This window comes from Burkholderia sp. AU31652 (assembly GCF_002223155.1).
GTDB lineage: Bacteria > Pseudomonadota > Gammaproteobacteria > Burkholderiales > Burkholderiaceae > Burkholderia.
Map to the genome: position 1 here is coordinate 333,835 of NZ_NKFG01000005.1, position 18,878 is coordinate 352,712.

At 66.9% G+C, this 18,878-nt stretch carries 20 protein-coding genes; 8 read left to right on the forward strand and 12 right to left on the reverse strand.

Annotated elements, in window-relative coordinates; translation table 11 throughout:
• Positions 1 to 130 precede the first annotated feature (130 nt).
• From CFB40_RS19030 to CFB40_RS39150, 3 genes are all read right to left on the reverse strand, one after another.
• Complete coding sequence (locus CFB40_RS19030; RefSeq protein ID WP_089432048.1) at positions 131 to 1,414, reverse strand: cystathionine gamma-synthase family protein; 1,284 nt, start codon at positions 1,412 to 1,414, stop codon at positions 131 to 133.
• Positions 1,415 to 1,558: 144 nt separating this feature from the next.
• On the reverse strand, positions 1,559 to 2,449 hold the full coding sequence (locus CFB40_RS19035; protein ID WP_089428458.1) for a LysR family transcriptional regulator: 891 nt from the start codon (positions 2,447 to 2,449) through the stop codon (positions 1,559 to 1,561).
• A gap of 16 nt (positions 2,450 to 2,465) precedes the next feature.
• Entirely contained in the window at positions 2,466 to 2,597 is a 132-nt protein-coding gene (locus tag CFB40_RS39150) for a hypothetical protein (RefSeq protein ID WP_256976844.1), read from the reverse strand.
• Between CFB40_RS39150 and tam the strand changes: the two genes are divergently transcribed.
• Positions 2,596 to 3,381, forward strand: coding sequence for a trans-aconitate 2-methyltransferase (gene tam / locus CFB40_RS19040; protein ID WP_089432049.1), 786 nt, complete (start codon positions 2,596 to 2,598; stop codon positions 3,379 to 3,381). The two genes, CFB40_RS39150 and tam, sit on opposite strands and share 2 nt — an antisense overlap.
• A 40-nt stretch (positions 3,382 to 3,421) precedes the next feature.
• Here tam and CFB40_RS19045 read toward each other — a convergent pair whose 3' ends face one another.
• Positions 3,422 to 4,012: a GNAT family N-acetyltransferase gene (locus CFB40_RS19045; protein WP_089432050.1), complete on the reverse strand. Its 591-nt coding sequence runs from the start codon at positions 4,010 to 4,012 to the stop codon at positions 3,422 to 3,424.
• A gap of 749 nt (positions 4,013 to 4,761) precedes the next feature.
• Between CFB40_RS19045 and CFB40_RS19050 the strand changes: the two genes are divergently transcribed.
• A complete protein-coding gene (locus CFB40_RS19050; protein ID WP_089428455.1) occupies positions 4,762 to 5,925 on the forward strand; it encodes a porin in 1,164 nt (387 codons plus the stop codon).
• A gap of 150 nt (positions 5,926 to 6,075) precedes the next feature.
• Here CFB40_RS19050 and CFB40_RS19055 read toward each other — a convergent pair whose 3' ends face one another.
• The 4 genes from CFB40_RS19055 to CFB40_RS19070 form a co-directional block, all read right to left on the reverse strand.
• Positions 6,076 to 8,526 (reverse strand): phosphocholine-specific phospholipase C, encoded by a 2,451-nt coding sequence (locus CFB40_RS19055; protein ID WP_089432051.1) that lies wholly within the window; start codon positions 8,524 to 8,526, stop codon positions 6,076 to 6,078.
• A 44-nt stretch (positions 8,527 to 8,570) separates the two neighbouring features.
• A complete protein-coding gene (locus CFB40_RS39155) occupies positions 8,571 to 8,708 on the reverse strand; it encodes a hypothetical protein (RefSeq protein WP_241022396.1) in 138 nt (45 codons plus the stop codon).
• 169 nt (positions 8,709 to 8,877) lie between these two features.
• Positions 8,878 to 9,558, reverse strand: a complete 681-nt coding sequence (locus CFB40_RS19065) for an HAD family hydrolase (RefSeq protein WP_089428452.1) — start codon at positions 9,556 to 9,558, stop codon at positions 8,878 to 8,880.
• 23 nt (positions 9,559 to 9,581) lie between these two features.
• Positions 9,582 to 10,526 (reverse strand): choline ABC transporter substrate-binding protein, encoded by a 945-nt coding sequence (locus CFB40_RS19070; protein ID WP_089432052.1) that lies wholly within the window; start codon positions 10,524 to 10,526, stop codon positions 9,582 to 9,584.
• A gap of 268 nt (positions 10,527 to 10,794) precedes the next feature.
• Here CFB40_RS19070 and CFB40_RS19075 point away from each other — a divergent pair, with 268 nt between their 5' ends.
• The 4 genes from CFB40_RS19075 (at position 10,795) to CFB40_RS19090 (ending at position 13,348) form a co-directional block, all read left to right on the forward strand.
• Entirely contained in the window at positions 10,795 to 11,475 is a 681-nt protein-coding gene (locus CFB40_RS19075) for an MgtC/SapB family protein (RefSeq protein ID WP_089432053.1), read from the forward strand.
• A 43-nt stretch (positions 11,476 to 11,518) separates the two neighbouring features.
• A complete protein-coding gene (locus CFB40_RS19080; protein ID WP_089428449.1) occupies positions 11,519 to 12,286 on the forward strand; it encodes a DeoR/GlpR family DNA-binding transcription regulator in 768 nt (255 codons plus the stop codon).
• A 141-nt stretch (positions 12,287 to 12,427) separates the two neighbouring features.
• Positions 12,428 to 12,919, forward strand: coding sequence for a molybdopterin-dependent oxidoreductase (locus tag CFB40_RS19085; protein WP_089432054.1), 492 nt, complete (start codon positions 12,428 to 12,430; stop codon positions 12,917 to 12,919).
• A 105-nt stretch (positions 12,920 to 13,024) separates the two neighbouring features.
• Positions 13,025 to 13,348, forward strand: coding sequence for a winged helix-turn-helix domain-containing protein (locus CFB40_RS19090; RefSeq protein ID WP_034188511.1), 324 nt, complete (start codon positions 13,025 to 13,027; stop codon positions 13,346 to 13,348).
• Between the two features lie 74 nt (positions 13,349 to 13,422).
• On the opposite strand, the gene CFB40_RS19095 is transcribed toward CFB40_RS19090, so the two are convergent.
• The 4 genes from CFB40_RS19095 to motA form a co-directional block, all read right to left on the reverse strand.
• Positions 13,423 to 14,769, reverse strand: coding sequence for a DUF2325 domain-containing protein (locus CFB40_RS19095; protein WP_089432055.1), 1,347 nt, complete (start codon positions 14,767 to 14,769; stop codon positions 13,423 to 13,425).
• 120 nt (positions 14,770 to 14,889) lie between these two features.
• Positions 14,890 to 15,447, reverse strand: coding sequence for a hypothetical protein (locus CFB40_RS19100; RefSeq protein ID WP_089428446.1), 558 nt, complete (start codon positions 15,445 to 15,447; stop codon positions 14,890 to 14,892).
• 234 nt (positions 15,448 to 15,681) lie between these two features.
• A complete protein-coding gene (gene motB, locus CFB40_RS19105; RefSeq protein ID WP_089432056.1) occupies positions 15,682 to 16,644 on the reverse strand; it encodes a flagellar motor protein MotB in 963 nt (320 codons plus the stop codon).
• 10 nt (positions 16,645 to 16,654) lie between these two features.
• Positions 16,655 to 17,524 (reverse strand): flagellar motor stator protein MotA, encoded by an 870-nt coding sequence (gene motA / locus CFB40_RS19110; protein WP_089428444.1) that lies wholly within the window; start codon positions 17,522 to 17,524, stop codon positions 16,655 to 16,657.
• Between the two features lie 181 nt (positions 17,525 to 17,705).
• On the opposite strand from motA, the gene CFB40_RS38090 reads away from it, so the two are divergent.
• Together CFB40_RS38090 and CFB40_RS19115 are read left to right on the forward strand one after the other, a co-directional pair.
• Positions 17,706 to 17,894, forward strand: a complete 189-nt coding sequence (locus CFB40_RS38090) for a hypothetical protein (protein ID WP_143329861.1) — start codon at positions 17,706 to 17,708, stop codon at positions 17,892 to 17,894.
• A gap of 46 nt (positions 17,895 to 17,940) precedes the next feature.
• Complete coding sequence (locus CFB40_RS19115) at positions 17,941 to 18,867, forward strand: patatin-like phospholipase family protein (RefSeq protein WP_373452685.1); 927 nt, start codon at positions 17,941 to 17,943, stop codon at positions 18,865 to 18,867.
• Positions 18,868 to 18,878 lie beyond the last annotated feature (11 nt).

An 18,878-nucleotide genomic window follows, 5' to 3' on the forward strand; every position in this document is an offset into this window, starting at 1 on the left:
CGTGTCGCGCGGCAAGTAAGGTGGCGCCGCGCGAGCGCCGGTATCCGGGCGAGGCGGCGTCACTGAATGCCGGCCCCGGGCCCGCGGGAGCCGCCCCGTGCGAACCGCCACGGGGCGCACCTTCCCCGCGTCAGCAATGCTCCAGCGCGTACGACAGGTCGGCGATCAGGTCGTCCGGATGCTCGAGCCCGACCGACACGCGAATCAACCCTTCCGACACCCCCGCCGCCGCACGCGCGTCGGCCGGCACGCCCGAATGCGTGGTCGACGCCGGATGGCAGATCAGCGACTCCGTGCCGCCGAGACTGACCGCCGACTTGAAGAGCGTCAGGTGGTTGATGAACCGGAACGCCTGCTCGCGGCCGCCGTCGAGGATGAACGCGAACGTCGAGCCCGGCCCGGTGCACTGGCGTTGATAGACGGCCTGGTAGGCCGGATCGTCGATGAGCTCGGGGTGCAGCACGCGCACCGGCCGATGCGGATTGTCGGCGAGCCAGCGGGCGACGGCGCTGCCGCTGCGGGCCGCCTGCTGCATGCGCAGCACGAGCGTTTCCATCGAGCGCGTGATCATCCACGACGAATGCGGGTCGAGCTGCGAGCCGAGCGTGCTGCGGACCGAGCGGATCTTCGTGATCGGCGCGCGAGCGCCCGTGACGCCGCCGGCGACGAGGTCACTATGCCCGCCGATGTACTTCGTCAGCGAGTACACGCTCAGGTCGATGCCCTGCCGCGACGGCTTCTGGTACAGCGGGCCGAGCAACGTGTTGTCGCAGACCGACAGCGGGCGATAGCCGTGGCGCGCCTCGAACGCGTCGATCTCGCTGCGCAGCCCTTCGAGGTCGAACAGCGCGTTGGTCGGGTTCGCGGGCGTCTCGATGTAGCACATCCGCACGTGGCCCTTTTGCGCGGCCGCTTCGAGCGCGGCGCGGATCGCGTGGGCGGACAGCCCGTCGGCGATCACTTCCGAGCGAATGCCCCACTCGGGCAGGAACTTCGAGATCAGCGTTTCGGTGCCGCCGTAAAGCGGCACGGACTGGACGACGCAGTCGCCCGGCCGCAGGAAGGTCAGCAGGATCGCGGCGATGGCCGACATGCCGCTCGACGTCACGACGGCCGCTTCGGAATCGTCGAGCAGGGCGAGGCGATCCTCGACGATCTCCAGGTTCGGGTGATTGAAACGGCTGTAGACGAGGCCCGCGCCTTCGCCTTCCGGTGAAGGCTTGCGCCCGGCCACGACGTCGAAGAATTCGGCGCCGTCCTCGGCCGTGCGGAACGCGAACGTCGACGTGAGGAACACGGGCGGCTTCACCGATCCTTCCGACAGGAACGGATCATAGCCGTACGACATCATCTGGGTTTCGGGATGAAGTTCCCGGTCTGCAATCTTGCGCTTGTGGTAGTTGCGATAGGCCATGCGGTGCTCCGTGCAGGGGGGGAGGAACGGCCGTTGCAGCGGTGGCATGACGCGCGCGGCGCCGGATAGGCACCGGCCGTTGCGACCGCGTGTGGCGATACTACCCCGAAGGCGCTGCTTCGTGACGCACCCCTGACACAGTCGTCAGGGTGTCGCCTGTTCGACGATCATGTCGTACAACGCACGCGCGGCCGGCGACAATTGCGCGCGCTTGCGCGTGACGAGCACGAGCGTGCGCGATACCGCCGGCTCGACGAGCTCGATCGTGCGGATCATCGGATACGCGTTCTTCTGGATCGCGAGCTTCGGCACCACGGCCGCGCCGAGCCCTTCCGCGACGAGCCCGAGCGCCGTCGAGCTGCGCTGCACTTCGTAGAACGAATGCAGCGACACGCCGCTCGTCTTCAGCGCGCCGTCGAGCAGCCCGCGATTGCCGCTCACTTCACCGGCGAAGATCAGCGGATGCGGCTGCAGCGCGGCCCAGCGAATACGCCGCCGCTTCGCGAGCGGATGATCGTCGCGGCACACCAGCACGTACGGATCGCTCGTCAGCGGCACGTTGACCAGCTCGGGATGCTGGTCGCCGGCGATGCCGATGCCGAACTCGGCCTCGCGATGCAGCACGGCCTGCAGCACCGACGCCGACGCATGATCGAGGATCTTCACGCGATCGTGCGGCCGGTGCGCGGAAAACGCGCGCAGGATGCGCGGCAGGTATTGCACGCCGACCGTCGGCACGCATGCGATCGTGACGTCGCCGCGCTGGCTCAGGCCGGTTTCGCGGATTTCGGTGAGTGCATCGGACAGTTCGTTCAGCAACCGGCGCGCTTGCGGCAGGAAGCGGCGGCCGATTTCGGTGAGCGTGGTGCGGCGTGTGGTGCGCTCGACGAGCGCGACGCCGAGGAAGGTTTCGAGCTTGCGCAGCCGCTGCGTGATGGCTGTCTGCGTGACGTGCAGCGTGTCGGCCGCCTGCCGGAAGCTGCCGCCGTCGGCGATGGCGACGAAGGCCTGGACACCGAGCGTATCGATTTTCATTAGAGATTTGAATCAATCACGATATTAAATTCATTTTACTGAACTCGGTGACGATCGCAGAATGCGGTGCATCGACGGCCACCGGCATCCCGTTCGCATCGAATGCAACGCCGTCCACGCCGACCACGCCGACCAGGAGAAACGACATGACGACCCCACTCGATCGATACGCGGCCCAGTACGTGCAATTCGAGGACGAACGCACGCGGCCGATCCGCGACCTGCTGGCCGCCGTGCCGAACACGCCGATCCATACCGCGATCGACATCGGCTGCGGGCCCGGCAATTCGACCGAGGCGCTGATCGCGCGTGCGCCGGACGCAACCGTCCACGGGATCGATGCATCGGCGGACATGATCGACGCCGCGCGCACGCGCCTGCCGGACCTGCGTTTCGATGTCGTGGATATCTCCACCTGGGACGATCCGGGCGGCTATGACCTGATTCTCGCGAATGCGGTGCTGCAATGGGTGCCCGCGCACGACACGCTGTTTCCGGCACTTGTCGGCCGGCTCGCGCCCGGCGGCCATCTTGCGGTGCAGATGCCCGACAACCTCGACGAACCCGCGCACCGGCTGATGCGCGAGGTCGCCGCGGCCGGGCCGTGGGCGGACAAGCTGAAGGGGGCTGCGCGCACCGAGCGGTTCGATGCGCGTGACTACCACGCGCTGCTGTCGCCGCTGTGCTCGCGGGTGGACGTATGGCGCACGACTTACTATCACCCGCTGCGCGGCGGTGCCGACGCGGTCGTGGAGTGGTTCAAGGGCAGTGCGCTGCGGCCGTTCCTCGCGGCGCTCGACGACGGCGAGCGCGCGGCGTTTCTCGCGCAGTATCGCGATGCGCTCGCCGGCCCGGGCGGCTATCCGGCGCTCGCCGACGGCACCGTGCTGCTGCCGTTCCCGCGCCTGTTCATCGTCGCGACGCGGGCGTAAAGCGACACTGATTCGGCCATGACACGCGGGCGGCCGTGCGTCAGCGCACTGGCCGCACCGATTCCGGGTCGACCGTGCGGATTCGCGCGGTCTGCCCGTCGCGCAGGTCCTTGTACCAGAACAGCGCCACTTCGCCGTCGTTCTCGTCGTCCGCGTACAGCAGGCGATCGTGTCCGCCCAGCACGAAGCCCGAGCGGGCATACGTGCTGCACGCGGCGACGTTGTTCGACTGCGTTTCCAGCCGCATGAAGCCGAACCCGTGGCCGCGCGCCCACGATTCGGCGGTCGCCAGCAGCAACTGCCCGATGCCTTGCCGCCGGTACTGGCGGTCGACGGCCAGCTCCGCGATCTCCGCCATCCCGTTCCAGCTCTGGCCGATGGCCACGAACCCGGCGAGCCGGCCGCCGGCCGTCGCGCGAAAGAGCGCCGTCTTGCCGGACGCCTCGTCCGCCCAGCCAGCCGGATCGAAGCCGTAATTCTTGCGCCGCGTCGGCAGCGCGCGAAGATCGAGCAAGTCCTGATACGGCGCGTTCAATTCCCAGGCGATGTCGAACGAGAAGTCGCATCGGTCCAGCTCGTCGGCGGGCAGCCCGCTCGTCTGTTCGATGCTGATGTGCTCGGCTCGGTCCATGTGTCGGTGTCCTGTCTTCTGCGGGATGCGTGGTGGTGTCCGTGATGCGATTGTCGGCGCCCTGATATGCGCCGCATGGAGTGTGTTCTGGCTTCGCTTTCATGCACCTGCACAATTCGCCGCGCGCGAGACCGGCACAGACCGGCCGTGTCCGAGGCGACGGAATGAGGTCGAGCGCCGAACCTGACGGACGCGCAAACGTGTGCGAGGTTCGCGCGCTCGCCGAGGCGCTCGTTCACTCGCCCGATTATGCTGGATTTCGGCGGTGGCCCTGTACTCGCATCGCTGCGATGACGGCCGTCGCGTGTCGTGTCTTCGATCCGCATGGCCGTCGATCGCATGTGGATGAAAGACGACAGGAACCCGAATGACTGTTTACGGTTGCGTGACAACTCGATATATTTCGCAAAATATATCGAAGGTCGTGGCGTCGTCAGGCGCCACGTCGTCCACCCGCTCCACGAAAGCCGGAAGAGATTCTGACCTGCATCGGCGGAGCAACGCGTCGTCGCGGCATGCGCAACCGGTGCGCGCGCTTGTCGACGCTGCAACACGAGCGGCCGCCCCACGGCATGCCGCTTCCGCAAGCCCACACTGGCATCGAAACGAAACATCGTGCACGCGCATGAGGTAGTGCTGCGTGCGGCGATCCGGTGGCTTGCGCTCGTTCATCAGCCGGTTCTTCGTCAACACGCCGCGCGTCACGCTGCGACGCAGGCGCGCGCGTCAACAACAAAAAGGAAGTGAGCATGAAAAAGACCATCGTGGCCGCGGCCGCACTCGGGATGTTCGGCACCGCCGCGCACGCGCAAAGCAGCGTCACGCTCTACGGGTTGATCGATGCGGGTATCACGTATTCGAACAAGGTCGCGACGACGGGCGGGCACGACAAGCTCGTCAAGTACGGTGACGGCGTCGCATCGGGCAGCCGCTGGGGCATCCGCGGCACCGAGGATCTCGGCGGCGGGCTGAAGGCGCTGTTCGTGCTGGAGAACGGCTTCAGCAGCGGCGACGGCTCGATCGGCCAGGGCGGTGCGATCTTCGGCCGGCAGGCATTCGTCGGCCTGTCGAAGAACGGCATCGGCTCGCTGACGTTCGGCCGCCAGTACTCGTTCTCGACCGACTACATCGGCGCGAACTATTCGATGGGCAGCCAGACGCCCGCCGGCAACTACGCGTATCACATCAACGATCTCGACCAGCTGACGTCGAGCCGTATCAACAACGCGGTGAAGTTCCAGAGCGCGAACTTCGCGGGCCTCACGTTCGGTGCGATGTACGGCTTCTCGAACTCGACGCAGTTCGCGGGCACGCCGACCACGACCGGCGCGAACGGTTCGCAGGGTTCGTCGAGCGCGTACAGCTTCGGCGCGAACTACGCGCAAGGGCCGTTCGGCATCGGCGCCGCGTACACGAACATCCGTTTCCCGAACGGCGCGCAGCCCGCGTTCGGCGTGAGCATCGCGAACCTCAACACGCAAGGGTTGCGCGACCTCGAGACGGTCGGCGTCGGCGCGCGCTATGCGATCGCGGCGGCCCTCGTGTGGGCGAACTGGACGCACACGAAGTTCGTGCCGCTGTCGGGCGAGACGTCGAAGCTGAACAACTACGAAATCGGCGGCCGCTATGCGTTCACGCCGGCCCTGAGCGGCGGTCTCGGCTATACGTTCTCGAAGCTCGACGGCCGCTTCGACGGCAAGTGGCACCAGGTCAACGCCGCGCTCGACTATGCGCTGTCGAAGCGCACGGACGTGTACGTGAGCGCGGCCTACCAGAAGGCGTCGGGCAGCAACACGATCAACGGCCGCGTGGTGCCGGTGCAGGCCGAGATCGGCTCGTCGGGATCGTTCATCGGCAACGCGGGCGCGAACACGCAGTTCGTCACGCGGATTGGCCTGCGTCACAAGTTCTGATATCCGGCACGGCCGTTCGGCGCGTTCCACGACGCTCGGCTCGTCTAGCGCGTGCCGCGTGGCCGGAAAAGCATTCGGGCGCGACGGGGTACGTCGCGCCCGAATGCGTGTCGGCCCCGTGCGGGCGGCCGATACCGGCTGACCGTACCGTCAGATGTTGATCGTGACGGGGCCCGCGAGCGGCGTGTAGCCGTCGTCGAACAGGAACCACGCATCGTACTGCCCCGACGCCAGCGAACTGTTCGCCGTGGACGAGAACAGCAGCGAGCCGCAGCTCTTCGGCAGGTACGCCCACGACTTGTAGCTGCCCTTGGTCGGCTGCGCGCCATGCGCGAAGATGCCCACCCAGTTCTTCGGGCTGTGGCTCCACGGCGGCGCGACGTAGTCGAACCGCAGCGTGCCGTACGTCGAGCCCTGCGACGCGAGCGCCGCGACGAACTTCTTGCTGGTATTGCCGATCGCCGAATCCGTGAGCAGCGTGCCGGATTGCGTCTGCACGCAGCCGGCCACCCGGCGCAGGAAGTTCGGATCGTTCGCGTCGCGGATGCTGGCGTCGTACCAGCCGCCGTCGCCGTACCACGTGACGGCCTGCGTCGCGCCGGCGGCGACGGTGTACGACTGCCGCGTGTTCATCCCGTAGGCGTTGTCGGTGAGCTGGAACGTCGTCGCGCTGGTCCCCGCCGAATTGTCGAGCGTGATCTGCACGTTGCCGTTCGCCACGTCGTAGCACAGGCTGATTTCGGCGGTCGATCCCGTGTTGCCGGACGAGCCGATGCTGCCGCGGAACGTCTGCAGGAAGCCGTTCGGGCCGTAGACCGAATAGTCGTAGCCGCCGCCGCTGTTCAGCGCGAGCGAATCCGACAGGTTCGTGCACGGGCTCGCGCCGGCCGCGATCGTGTAGTGGCGGGGGATCGTGCTCGTGCCGTCGACCCATGCCTGCAGGTGCACGCCCGCGGTGCCGGTGTTGGTCATCGTCAGCGCGAGCGCGCGGCCGGCGCGGTTGACCTTGCCTTGCACGAAGAACTCGTAGGGCAGGCGGCAGGCCGTGCTGCGGCCGGTGGCCTGCGCCGGCACCGCGGTGGTGGTCGGGTAGGGGATCGGGACGGCCGGGCCGTTCGGGTTCATGTTGCTCGCGGGCGGCTGGATCGCGGGAACCGCCTGGTCGGCGTTCGAGAAATCGAAGGCCGACGTCAGGTCGCCGCACACCGTGCGTCGCCACGGCGTGATGTTGGTTTCCTGCAGCCCGAAGCGCGCTTCCAGAAAGCGGATCACCGACGTGTGATCGAACACCTGCGAGTTGACTTTGCCGCCCTTCGACCACGGCGAGATCACGAACATCGGCACGCGCGGGCCGAGCCCGATCGGCACGTCGCCGCTGGCCGAGCCGTCCGATGCGGCGCCGCTGCTCGCGACGAATTCGGCGGCCGTCGAGACCGTCGACTGCCCGGTGCCGGCAGCGGCGCTGGCCGGGACGGCCGGCGGCATGTGATCGAACAGCCCGTCGTTCTCGTCGTACATGACGAGCAGCACCGTGCTGGCCCATACCGCCGGATTCGACGTCAGCGCATTGAGGACGTTGCTCACGTACCATTCGCCGCCGCTCGCGGCCCACGACGGATGTTCACAATAGGCGTAAGGCGCGGCGATCCACGACACCTGCGGCAGCGTGCCGTTGGCGACGTCGGCCCGCAGCTGGCTGAAGAGGTTCGTGTCGTATTCCTTGCCGCCGCCTGACGGGTCGATCTGCGTGCCGTTGAGCGCCGGCGCGAGCGGATCGCCGGCGCCGAGGTTCTGGTACTGCTTGAAGTTCAGGATGACGTTGTCGCCGTAATTGCCGTTCCACCAGAGATCGCTTTTCGAGCCGTTGTATTCGCCGTAGCCATGACCGGCATCCAGGCCGTTGCCCTTGTCCTGGTAGAACTTCCACGTCACGCCCGCCGTGTTCAGGCGCTCCGGCATCGTGGTCCAGCCGGTGCCCGTCATCGTGTTGGTCGTGTACGGCGAATAGCCGGTGACGTTGCCGCAGCACCCGGTCCACAGATACAGGCGGTTCGGGTCCGTCGGGCCGAGCATCGAGCAGTGGTAAGCGTCGCACACCGTGAACGCGCTCGCCAGCGCGTAGTAGAACGGAATGTCGTTCTGCGTGAAGTAGTACATCGTGCCGCTGGTCTTTGCACCGGCCCAGTTGTCGTAGCGGCCGTTGTTCCAGGCGCTGTGCGTGCCGCTCCAGCTGTGGTCGAGGTCGCCGTAGTAGGTGTCGCCGTTCGCCGTGCCGAAGGGCGGGGACGGGTTGAACGGGAACACGTAAGACAGCATCCAGGGCTGTCGCCACACCGGATACCCGCTCGAAATCACGACCGGCCGCGGATCGCCGAAGCCGCGTGCACCGCCCAGCGTGCCGAGGTAGTGGTCGAACGAGCGGTTTTCCTGCATCAGGATCACGACGTGCTTCACGTCCTGGATCGTGCCGGTGACGGTGGCAGCGGGAATGGCCTGCGCGCGCGCGATGCTTTCGGGCAGCATGCCCGTGATCGCGGTGGCGCCGGCGAGCTTCAGCGCATCGGCAATGAATTGACGTCGGGTTGTGGGTTTGTTTTGCATGATCGCTCTCTGTCTTGGATGGCTGGCCCGGGGGCCGGCGTCGGTCAGTGGCACGCGCTCGCGCAGTGCAGGACGGGCGTGGACGCCGAGCCCGGTGCGGCCGCGCGCGCGGCCGCCATGCTGGCTGGCGTGCCCGAGTCGCCGTCACCGCAAGCGGCCAGCGTGCACAGGAGTGCGATCATGAAAACGCCGCGCCAGTGCGGAAAGCGGCTTTCCGACCGATGCGACTTGACGATGGGCTTTCGATCCGATTCGAGTCGGATTCCTGAATGATCGAGACTGTTGCTGCGTGCTCCGTATTTCATTACCCCTCCAGACATGAAAAATGGACAGCAGAGGATATCGCCCGAATCAGAACAACTTCATGACAGGCCACCCGCGCGTGCCTGCCACGTGCAACAGCTTCGAGTCGGGATTGGTGGCGACCGGATGCGTGACGTAGTCCAGCAGCGGCACGTCGTTGATCGAATCGCTGTAGAAGTAGGTGCGCTCGAAATCGGACGGCGCGTAGCCAAGTGATGCCAGCCATGCGGTGGTGCGCACGATCTTGCCTTCGCGGAAGCTGGGCACGCCCGTGCTGCGCCCGGTGAACGCGCCGCCCGGCGTGCCGTCGTCGGTATCGAGCTCGATGCCGAGCAGGTGCTCTATGCCGAATTCCGCCGCGATCGGCCGCGTGACGAAGACGTTGGTCGCCGTCACGATGCAGCAGAGATCGCCGTTCTCGCGATGGCGGTCGACCAGCTCGCGCGCCTGCGGCGTGATCGCCGGGCGGATCACTTCGTCCATGAACCGCGCATGCCAGCGTTCGAGCACCTTGCGCGGATAGCGGGTGAGCGGTGCGAGCGTCACGGCGAGATACGCGTCCATGTCGAGCGTGCCCGCCGCATAGTGACCGTAATGCTCGTCGATCAGCGCCACGTGCGCGTCGTCTTCCCGCCAGCCGACCCGCGTGATGAAGCGGCTCCAGGCCTGGTCGCTGTCGAGCGGCAGCAGCGTGTGGTCGAGGTCGAACAGCGCGAGATGCTTGTACATGGGTGGTTCCTTGGGTTGCGTGCTTACGCGCCGATGCGCTTCTCGATCGCGTCCTTCGCGTTCCTGCCGTCGATGGTCGTGACACCGTCGAGCCACTTCGACAGCACGCCGGGGTTCTTCTTCACCCATTCCTTCGCCACGGCGACCGGATCGGCGTGATTCATGATCGGCACCATCAGCTGGTTCTCTTCGTCGGTCGTGAATGTCAGGTTGGTCAGCAGCCGGCCGACGTTCGGGCAGCGTTCGAGATAGCCGGGCGTGACGAGCGTATAGACCTTCGCGGAGCCGTAGTTCGGGCCGAACACGGTATCGCCGCCGTCGAGATAGGCGATCTTGTAGCTGATGTTCATCGGATGCGGCTCCCATGCGAGAAACACGATCATCCGGTGCTCCTGCACCGCGCGCGTGACCTGCACGAGCATCCCGGCCTCGCTCGATTCGACCAGCTTGAAGCCGCCGAGCCCGAACTCGTTCTTGTCGATCATCCGCTGCACCAGCGCGTTGCCGTTGTTGCCGGCGCCGATCCCGTAGATCTTGCCGTCGAGCTGGTCGCGGAACTTCGCGATATCGGCAAAACTCTTGAGGCCCTTGTCCGATGCGTATTGCGGCACGGCCAGCGTGTAGCGCGCGCCGATCAGGTTCGGCTGCGGCAGCTGGTGGACGGCGCCGGCATCGACGAACGGCTTCACCGTGGGCGTCATGCTCGGATCCCAGTAGCCGAGAAACGCGTCGATCTGCGCCTTCTTCACGCCGGCCAGCACGATCGGCGGCGACGCGATCGTCTTGGTCGCCTCGTAGCCGAGCCCATCGAGCAGCATCATCGCGACGCCGGTGGTAGCGGCGATATCGCTCCAGCCGACATCGCCGAGCGTCACCTTCCTGCAGACGTCGCTTTCCGACGCATGAGCGGGGGCCGTCGCCAGCGCCGCCAGCAGTGTGGCGGCCAGCATCCATGCCTTCTTCATCATGTGGGTCTCCTAAGCAAGTGTTCCGGATCGTGTTGCCTGAATGGTCTGACGATTGATCGTGCCGATCGGATGAAACAAGCGAACCTGGGTCTGGCTTTGTAGTTTTGCGTACCGTATATTAGAAAGCACAAAATCGCAAGAACGCACAAAAATACAACTCGCCGGTTGCCGAGGTTGGCCCCGGGCGGGCGGGGGGAGGAAGAGTCGGGCGGCGGCCCAGGCGGGCCGTGCTTCATCAGGTAGGCCAGGCAAAGCAAGGAGACTTCACATGATCAGTCAGCTGGAAATCGTGTCCCGCCTGTTGCTGGCGGCATTGCTCGGCAGCATCGTCGGCATCGAGCGCGAGCGCCTGTCGTGGGCCGCCGGATTGCGCACGCACATGCTGGTGGCGGTGGGCGCCGCGCTCGTGATGGTCGTGTCGGCGTTCGGTTTCGCGGATATCCAGGACGCGAAGAACGTGTCGCTGGACCCGTCGCGCGTCGCCGCGCAGGTGGTGTCGGGCATCGGCTTCCTCGGTGCCGGGTCGATCATGCTGCGCGGCGAGATCATCCGCGGCCTGACGACCGCGGCGAGCCTGTGGGTCGTGGCGGCGGTTGGGCTCGCGGTGGGCGGCGGCATGTATGTCGCCGCGATCGCCGCGACGGCGATCGTGCTCGCGATCCTGGCCGGCCTGAAGCCGATCGAGAAGCGCTTCTTCGCCGCGCGGCAGCGCTGGGGCGTGCGCATCCTCGCGAGCCGCGGCGCGGTGAAGCTGACGTCGCTGCAGGCGATGCCCGGCCTCGACCCGGCGCGCATCGTCCAGTTCATCATCGAGCAGGACGACGCCGAGCCGGACGACGACCGCATCCACGTGGTGTTTTCAAAGATGACGAGCCGCGAGTTCCAGGCAGTCCGTCAATCCCTGCAGACCCTCGCCGGCATCAAAACGATGGAGGAGAGCGCAGCGTAGTCCGCCGTTCGAATAACATTGGCGTTTATTCCGAGGACATTCCATGTGGCAAGAAGAGCGATACCAGAGGATCCGGCTTCTGTTATCGAAGATGCAGCGCGTGTCGACCGACCGGATCATGGCCGACCTGAACGTGTCGCGGGAAACCGTGCGGCGCGATCTCGTCGATCTCGAGGCGCTCGGTGAACTGAAGCGCGTACATGGCGGCGCGGTGCAGGTGGGTGACGAAGCGCCGATCGCCGAGCGCGCGCAGACGCACGTGAAGGCGAAGCTGGCGATCGCCCGCGCGGCGGCCAGGCTGGTCGCGGGCTCGCAGACGCTGTTCATCGATGCGGGCACGACCACGACGCTGCTGGCCGAGGAACTGGCGAAGCTGTCGGGCCTCACGATCGTCACGAACTCGATCGACGTCGCGCTGAAGATGCGGTCGAGCGACCCGGGGCAAGCGAGGAACGAAACGATCCTGCTTGGCGGGATGATCGGCAGCCGTGCGGCCGCGACCGTCGGCGACGGCACGGTTGCCGAGATCTTCCGCTACCGCGCCGATCTCGCGCTGCTGTCACCGGTGGGCGTCGATGCCGTGCGCGGTGCGACCAACTACGACCGGATGGAAACCGAAGTGGCGCGCGCGATGGTCAGCAACGCGGCGGACGTCGCGATCCTGGCCGATTTCAGCAAGCTCGGCACGAACAGCCGGATCAGCTTCTGCGAGCCGGCGCGGATCGGCACACTGGTGACGGACCCGAAGGCGGAATCGGTCGACAGCTACAAGGGCCTCAAGAAGGTCATCAAGCACGTCGTGCTGGCGTAGCGCCACGCAGTGCGGGGCATGATCGGCCGCCGTTATGCCGCCCATGCGGCGCACCTTCTGTCGGCCGGCTTTTTAGCGGCGTAATATATCCGCCGATACAACGCAGGCCTGTCCACCGACGGGCCGTCATGGAGGCGGGCGATGGAGATGGCAGGGACGGCGGCGCCCTCGGCGCATCAGGCGGAGGCAGGCTCGATCGCGCTGACGGGCGCATTCGAGCGGCCGATGACGGTGACGCTCGACGACCTGCGCCGGCACGCGGGCGCGACGGCCGAGCCGTTCGACTTGCGCTGCTTCACGACGAACCGCTTCATCCGCTCGGTCGCACCGTATCGCGGCGCGCGGCTGAAGGATCTGCTCGACGCGGCCGGGCTGCGCAACGACGCGCCGGGCGACTTCAAGCGCATGGTGTTCATCGCGCATGCGCACGACGGCTACGCGGTCACGTTCTCTTGGCACGAACTGTTCAACACGCCCGTCGGCGAACACGTGGTCGTCGCGTTCGAATGCGGCGACGCGCCGCTGTCGATCGACGACGGCGCGCCGCTGCTGTTCTCGGGCGCCGACCGCCTGCCCGCACCGCGCCACGTGAAGCGGCTGGCCGGCGTCGTCGCGCGCGTACTCGAGGTCTGAACCGGCGCCTGCCGCACCGGCCATCGTGTATGCTTGCCCGCATCGTTCAAAGGGCAGGACAACATGAAGACACCGGCACACCCCAAGCCTGAGGTGCGGTTCAGGATGCGTATCCAGCAAGCCGACACGATCGCGCTCGGGCCGGGCAAGGTCGCGCTGCTCGAAGCCGTGCGCGAGCACGGTTCGATTTCGGCGGCAGCGCGCAGCCTGAAGATGTCGTACCGGCGTGCGTGGTTGCTGATGGACGAACTGAACCGCTCGCTGAAATCGCCGGCGACGGTGTCCGAACATGGCGGGCAGAGCGGCGGCGGCAGCGTGCTCACGCCGGTCGGCGAGGAAATCATCCGCCTCTATCGCGGGATCGAGGCGCGCGCTTACGCGGCTTGCGCCGACGACATCGCCGCGCTCACGAAAATGGTTCGGCGCTGAAGGTGCGCGGACGCTGACAACGGGCTTTCACGGGCTCCCTGAAGGGCCACCCATGCGGCGAAGCGAATCAGATCCTAGCCGTGCCGCAGGCAAAAGCGCGACGCGTCGCCCGTGGCGGCATCCGATGCCATCCCGTCGCGCGACTGCGCATCGAGCCGCCCGATCAGCTCGACGAAACTGGCGACGCTCGCCGTGCGCAGCGGGTAGTACGCGATGTGGTGGCGTTCGCAGATGCGCTTGAGCAGGTTCATCGAATCGTGGTCGATGCAGTCGACCGGGAACACGACCATCCGCGCGCCCGGTAGCGTCGCCGCCAGCAGGCCCTTGCGATCCTCGATGCCGCCGTCGTGCAGCGTCACCTCGCCGCCCGCCGTTTCGACGATCCGCTTGATTGCGCGATTCGAGCCGGGACGCCCGCCGACGTACACCAGACGCGTACCCTGAAGCATCGACAGCGGATCGGCCGCGCGTTCGGCCGGATCGTCCGCCGACGCCTGCACCGCCTGTTCGATCGCGCTCGCTTCGGCGCGCAGCGTCTTCACCATCGCCATCAATTCGTCGAGCCGCGCGCGCATCGCGCGGGCGCTCGCCTGTTCCGCGGCGATCCGCTGCTCGGCTGCCTCGCGGCGGCTCGTGTGCAGTGCGAGCCGTTCGTCGCGCGCGGCCAGTGCTTCGCGCAGTTCGTGGACTTCGTCGCGCAGGACGCTTTCCGCCGCCAGCGGCTGCGCGCTCTGGCGGGCGGCGAGGGCATCGCGTTCCTGCAGCGCCGCGTCGCGCTGCGCGCTCATTTCGTGCAGACGCACCTGCTGCCGTTCGATCTTCGCGTGCAGCGCCGCATTCTCTTCCTCCAGCGCGACCAGCCGCCGGATATCGGCACGATTGGCCGCGCCGACCAGGTGCGACAGCATGTGCAGGTCGCCGAACGCGGCCTGGCGCACGCCCATCGTCGTGCGCGGATGCGTCATCAGCGCCCAGTATGCAGGTGGAATATCGCCGCTCTTCAGCGCTTCCTTCCAGCGCGCGAGGAGTTCATCCGCATCCTTTGCGCTGTCGAACGCGCGGATTGCGCCGGCGTAGCGCTCGTCGAGCGCCTTGTGCAGCGCCTTCGCGCCGGCCGTGCCGTCGATGGCGAGTTCGACGGCCGCGTGATGGATTTCGAGGTCGGTCGCGCGCTGGCGATCGAGGTCGGTGAACTTCGGCACGAGCCTGCGCAGTTCGTGCGTGGTCAGGCAGGTGCCGATGATCGAGCAGTGCAGGTTCGCATCGAGTTCGGACAGGCGCGCGCGGCGCTTCAGCTCGGTCAGTTGCGCGCGCGACGGCGCGCGGCATGCGTCGATCCGCGTGCCGGTTGCCGCGGGCAGGGTACCGCCGGGCGTCGAAAGATCCGCCGTGCGGGCAAGGCGAAAAGGCGGAGCGTGCATGTTGACCTCTGTCCGGCCTGGTCGGGCCGGGGACGGATGCGCGAAAGATTTGCGAAATATACCACGGAATATAACGCTGGAAATTCCGGGGAAATCACGGAGCAAGGCCGCGCGGCGCGGTCAGCAGAGCGCGGTTGAATCGTCGGTGAGCGGCAGTGCGGCGGGGGCTGGGGCCGGTGCCGGTGCTTCGGGCGAAACGGGGAGCGATGGCGGCGCGTGACGTGCCATCACGTACTCGACGCACAACCCGACGAACAGCACGTCGACACGCTCCAGCGCGGCGACCGCGTCGCGCATCGCGGCCGGGTCGTTGCTGAACGAGTCGGAAAACACGTCGTCGCGCGTGCGTTCGAGGCGGCGCGCGTGGCCGATCACCCGTTCGAGTTCGGGCAGGCGCGTGAAGCGGGCGGCGCGGGCGGCGTGTTCGAGCGTCGACAGCAGTTCCCGAAAGCCCATCGCGGACAGCGCATCGTCCGGCCAACCTTCAGCATGCGCCGCCGAGAACATCCGGATGAAGCGCACGACGCTGCCGCGCAGGCGCCGGAACGCGTCGACGACATCCGTGACCTGCTGTGCGCGCGCGTCGCTCGACAGCGGCCTGAGCGCGTGGATCTTGCGCGCGAGCGGCTGTTCCCGTGCGGCGCGCTGCGGGGCGCGATCCGTCGGCGTGCGGGGCATGGCGAGTCTCCGGAAGTGCGGGTATCGATATATTCTACGGAATATATCGAGTGCGCAGAAAAAGACGGCACCGTGGAGGAGACACGGTGCCGTCAACGGCCGGAGCGGCCGACTGGTCAGTCGATATCGCTTACGGCCGTTCCGGACGCGGCCGTGACGCGGAGGGACCTGCCGCCGGGCAGGAGGATCGGCGAGTGGCAGGACCCCCCATCCGGCCCAAAGCAGCGAACGTGCCTAATGCTGCCGTGCCACCGCCACCGCCGCCGGCAACACGACAGCCCGCGCACCCGCCGTCTGATCCACGGTCGCCCGGCCACCGTCGCGAAAGAACGCCTGCTCGGCGGCATTGTTCATCACGAGGATGCTGATGCGGCGGTTGATCGGCTCGTCCGCCACATTCTTGTCGAGCGGCAGGGCATCCGCGAGCCCGCGCACCTGGAGCAGCTTGTCTTCCCGCAACCCGCCCGCGACCAGCGCACGCCGCGCCGCGTTCGCGCGATCGCTGGACAGCTCCCAGTTCGAATAGCCCGTGGAGCCGTCGGGATACGGCGTCGAATCGGTATGCCCCGCGATCGACACGCGGTTGTCGACATCGTCGAGCGCCGATCCGATCTGGGTGAGGATCGCGGTGGCATAGTTTTCGGGTTGCGCGCTACCCGACGCGAACATCGGGCGCTTCAGCGAATCGACGATCTCGATGCGCAAGCCCTCGTTGGTGATCGCGATCCGGATCTGGTCCTGGTACGCGCGCAACGACGGGCTTTGTGCAATCGCCGCGGTCAGCTTCGCCTTCAGGCGTTCGAGCTTTTGCGTATCGACGATGCCGGCGAGTGCCGCGGGCGAGCTGGCCGGCACCGGTTGCGCTTTCGCGTTGATCGCCGGCGTCGGGTCGGACATGTCGCGGCCGCCCCCTTGGACCACGCTCGGGCGCGGCGCCTGCGCGTCCTGCCCGCCGGACAGCAACGTCGACAGCGGCGTGTTGAAGTAGTCCTCGATGCCCTGCTTGTCGTACTTGGAGACCGAGCCGAGCAGCCACATCAGCAGGAAGAACGCCATCATCGCCGTGACGAAATCGGCGTACGCGATTTTCCAGGCGCCGCCGTGATGGGCGTCGTGGTCCTCGCCTTTCTTGCGGCGCACGACGACGAGCGATGCCGCGACGGACGGTTTCGACGGGTTGGAGCGACTGTCGGCCATGGCGCCTCCGTTACGCGGCCTTGGGCGATTTCGTCGCGCGGACGGCCTCGTCGAGCTCCTTGAAGCTCGGGCGATCGGCGGTGAACAGCACCTTGCGGCCGAATTCCACCGCCACCGGCGGCGCGTAGCCGCTCATCGACGCGAGCAGCACGGCCTTCACGCACTGGAACGGCTTGGCCGCGGCGCGGCCCTTCGCGTTGAGCAGATCCGCGAGCGGACCGACGAAGCCATACGCGAGCAGGATGCCGAGGAAGGTGCCGACGAGCGCGCCGGCGATCATCTTGCCGAGCACGGCGGGCGGCGCGCCGACCGAGCCCATCGTGTGCACGACCCCCATCACCGCGGCGACGATGCCGAACGCCGGCAGGCCGTCCGCCATCTTCTGGATCGCATTGGCCGCGACCGACGCCTCCGCATGGTGCGTATGCAGTTCCTCGTCCATCAGGTCCTGCATCTCCAGCACGTTCACGTTGCCGCCCGACATCATCCGCAGGTAGTCGACGATGAAGTCGAGCAGGTGATGGTCTTCGAGCACGTGCGAATACTTCTGGAACAGCGGGCTTTGCTCGGGCGCATCGACGTCGGCCTCGAGCGCCATCATGCCGTCCCGGCGCGCCTTCTGCAGCAACTCGTACAGCAGCGCGATCAGTTCGACGTATTGCTGCTTCGTATAGCCGCCGCCCTTGAAACAGGTCGGCAGGGTCTTGAGTGTCTTCTTCAGCGTCGTGACCGGATTGCTGACGACGAACGCACCCAGCGCGGCGCCGAAAATGCATAGCAGCTCGAACGGTTGGAGAAGGGCCGGCACATGGCCACCCACACCGACAAAACTGCCGATCACCGACCCGATCACGACGATCCACCCGATGGCTACAAACATGATTACCTCGTCCGCGACTTGCGCTGCTGCATCCGTTGTTCAATAGCGAGCGGGGCGCCCGGCTGTCCCGCTCCATGCCCGCGATGGCGCCGGTTCGCTGCAAGACGACGTCGATCGGCGGGTGTTGATGCAATAACGGCGATCGTCTGGACAACTGAACCCGTGATTGCACGGATCCCGCGTGGCGCATGAGCTGCACACGTTTGCGCGTGCCGATGTGCGCAACTTTATTGATCGAAGTCAAAAAATGCGCGGCCGTCGCGTGAACGACCGGGCGGATGTGAGCGGGAAACGGGGCGGGAGTGATGCAGCCGTCTCCGAAAAAGGATGGCGCGGGATGCCGGGCAACGTGGCGTGCATCGCCGGTTGAACGGCAGGGTTTTCATCAGGACAACCGAGGCGCCGCACGATCCATCATGGCGAAAGCGCTATCGCAGCCAACCGCAGGAGGGCGCACCGTGACGTCCGATTCCATTCCCTCGACCGCCTTCGTGTTCGCCGGCGGCGGCAGCCTGGGTGCGATCGAGGTCGGCATGCTTCGCGAACTGGTCGCGAGCGGCGAACGGCCCGATTGCGTGATCGGCGCGTCGGCGGGCGCGATCAATGCCGCCTATTTCGCCGGCCGGCCGGACGCGGACGGCATCGCGATGCTTGAAGCGCTGTGGTGCAGGATCCGCCGCCAGGACGTGATGCCGTTCTCGATGCGCAGCCTCATCGCGATGCTGCTGCGCAACCGGCCGCATCTGGTCGAGGCCGACGCGCTGCGCCTGTTGCTGGAAAAGAACCTGCCGTATCGCCGGATCGAGCAGGCCGTGTTGCCGCTCCACATCGTCGCGACCGACGTGCTGAGCGGCCGCGAAGTCGTGCTGTCGGCCGGCCCGGTCGTGGATGCGGTGCTGGCCAGCGCGGCGATTCCCGGCGTGTTTCCGTCGGTCAGCATCGACGGCATGGAACTCGTCGACGGCGGCGTCGCGAACAATACGCCGATCTCGGTCGCGATCGCGCTCGGCGCCAAGCGGATCGTCGTGTTGCCGGCCGGGTTCGCCTGCGCGTTGCGCGTCCCGCCACGCAGCCCGATCGCGCATGCGACGCACGCGCTGACGCTCGTGATCGCGCGGCAACTGGTGCGCGATCTGGAGCTATACGGGGCGCGCGCGCACATTCATGTCGTGCCGCCGCTCTGTCCGCTCGAGGTGTCGTCCTATGACTACTCGCAGTGTGCGCAACTGATCGACAAGGCCGCGGCACGCACCCGCGCGTGGATCGAAGAGGGCGGCCTCGCGGCGTGTGCGATTCCAGGCCAGTTGCGCGAACACGATCATGCTGCGGTGCATTCGCATTGATCGTTGCTCAC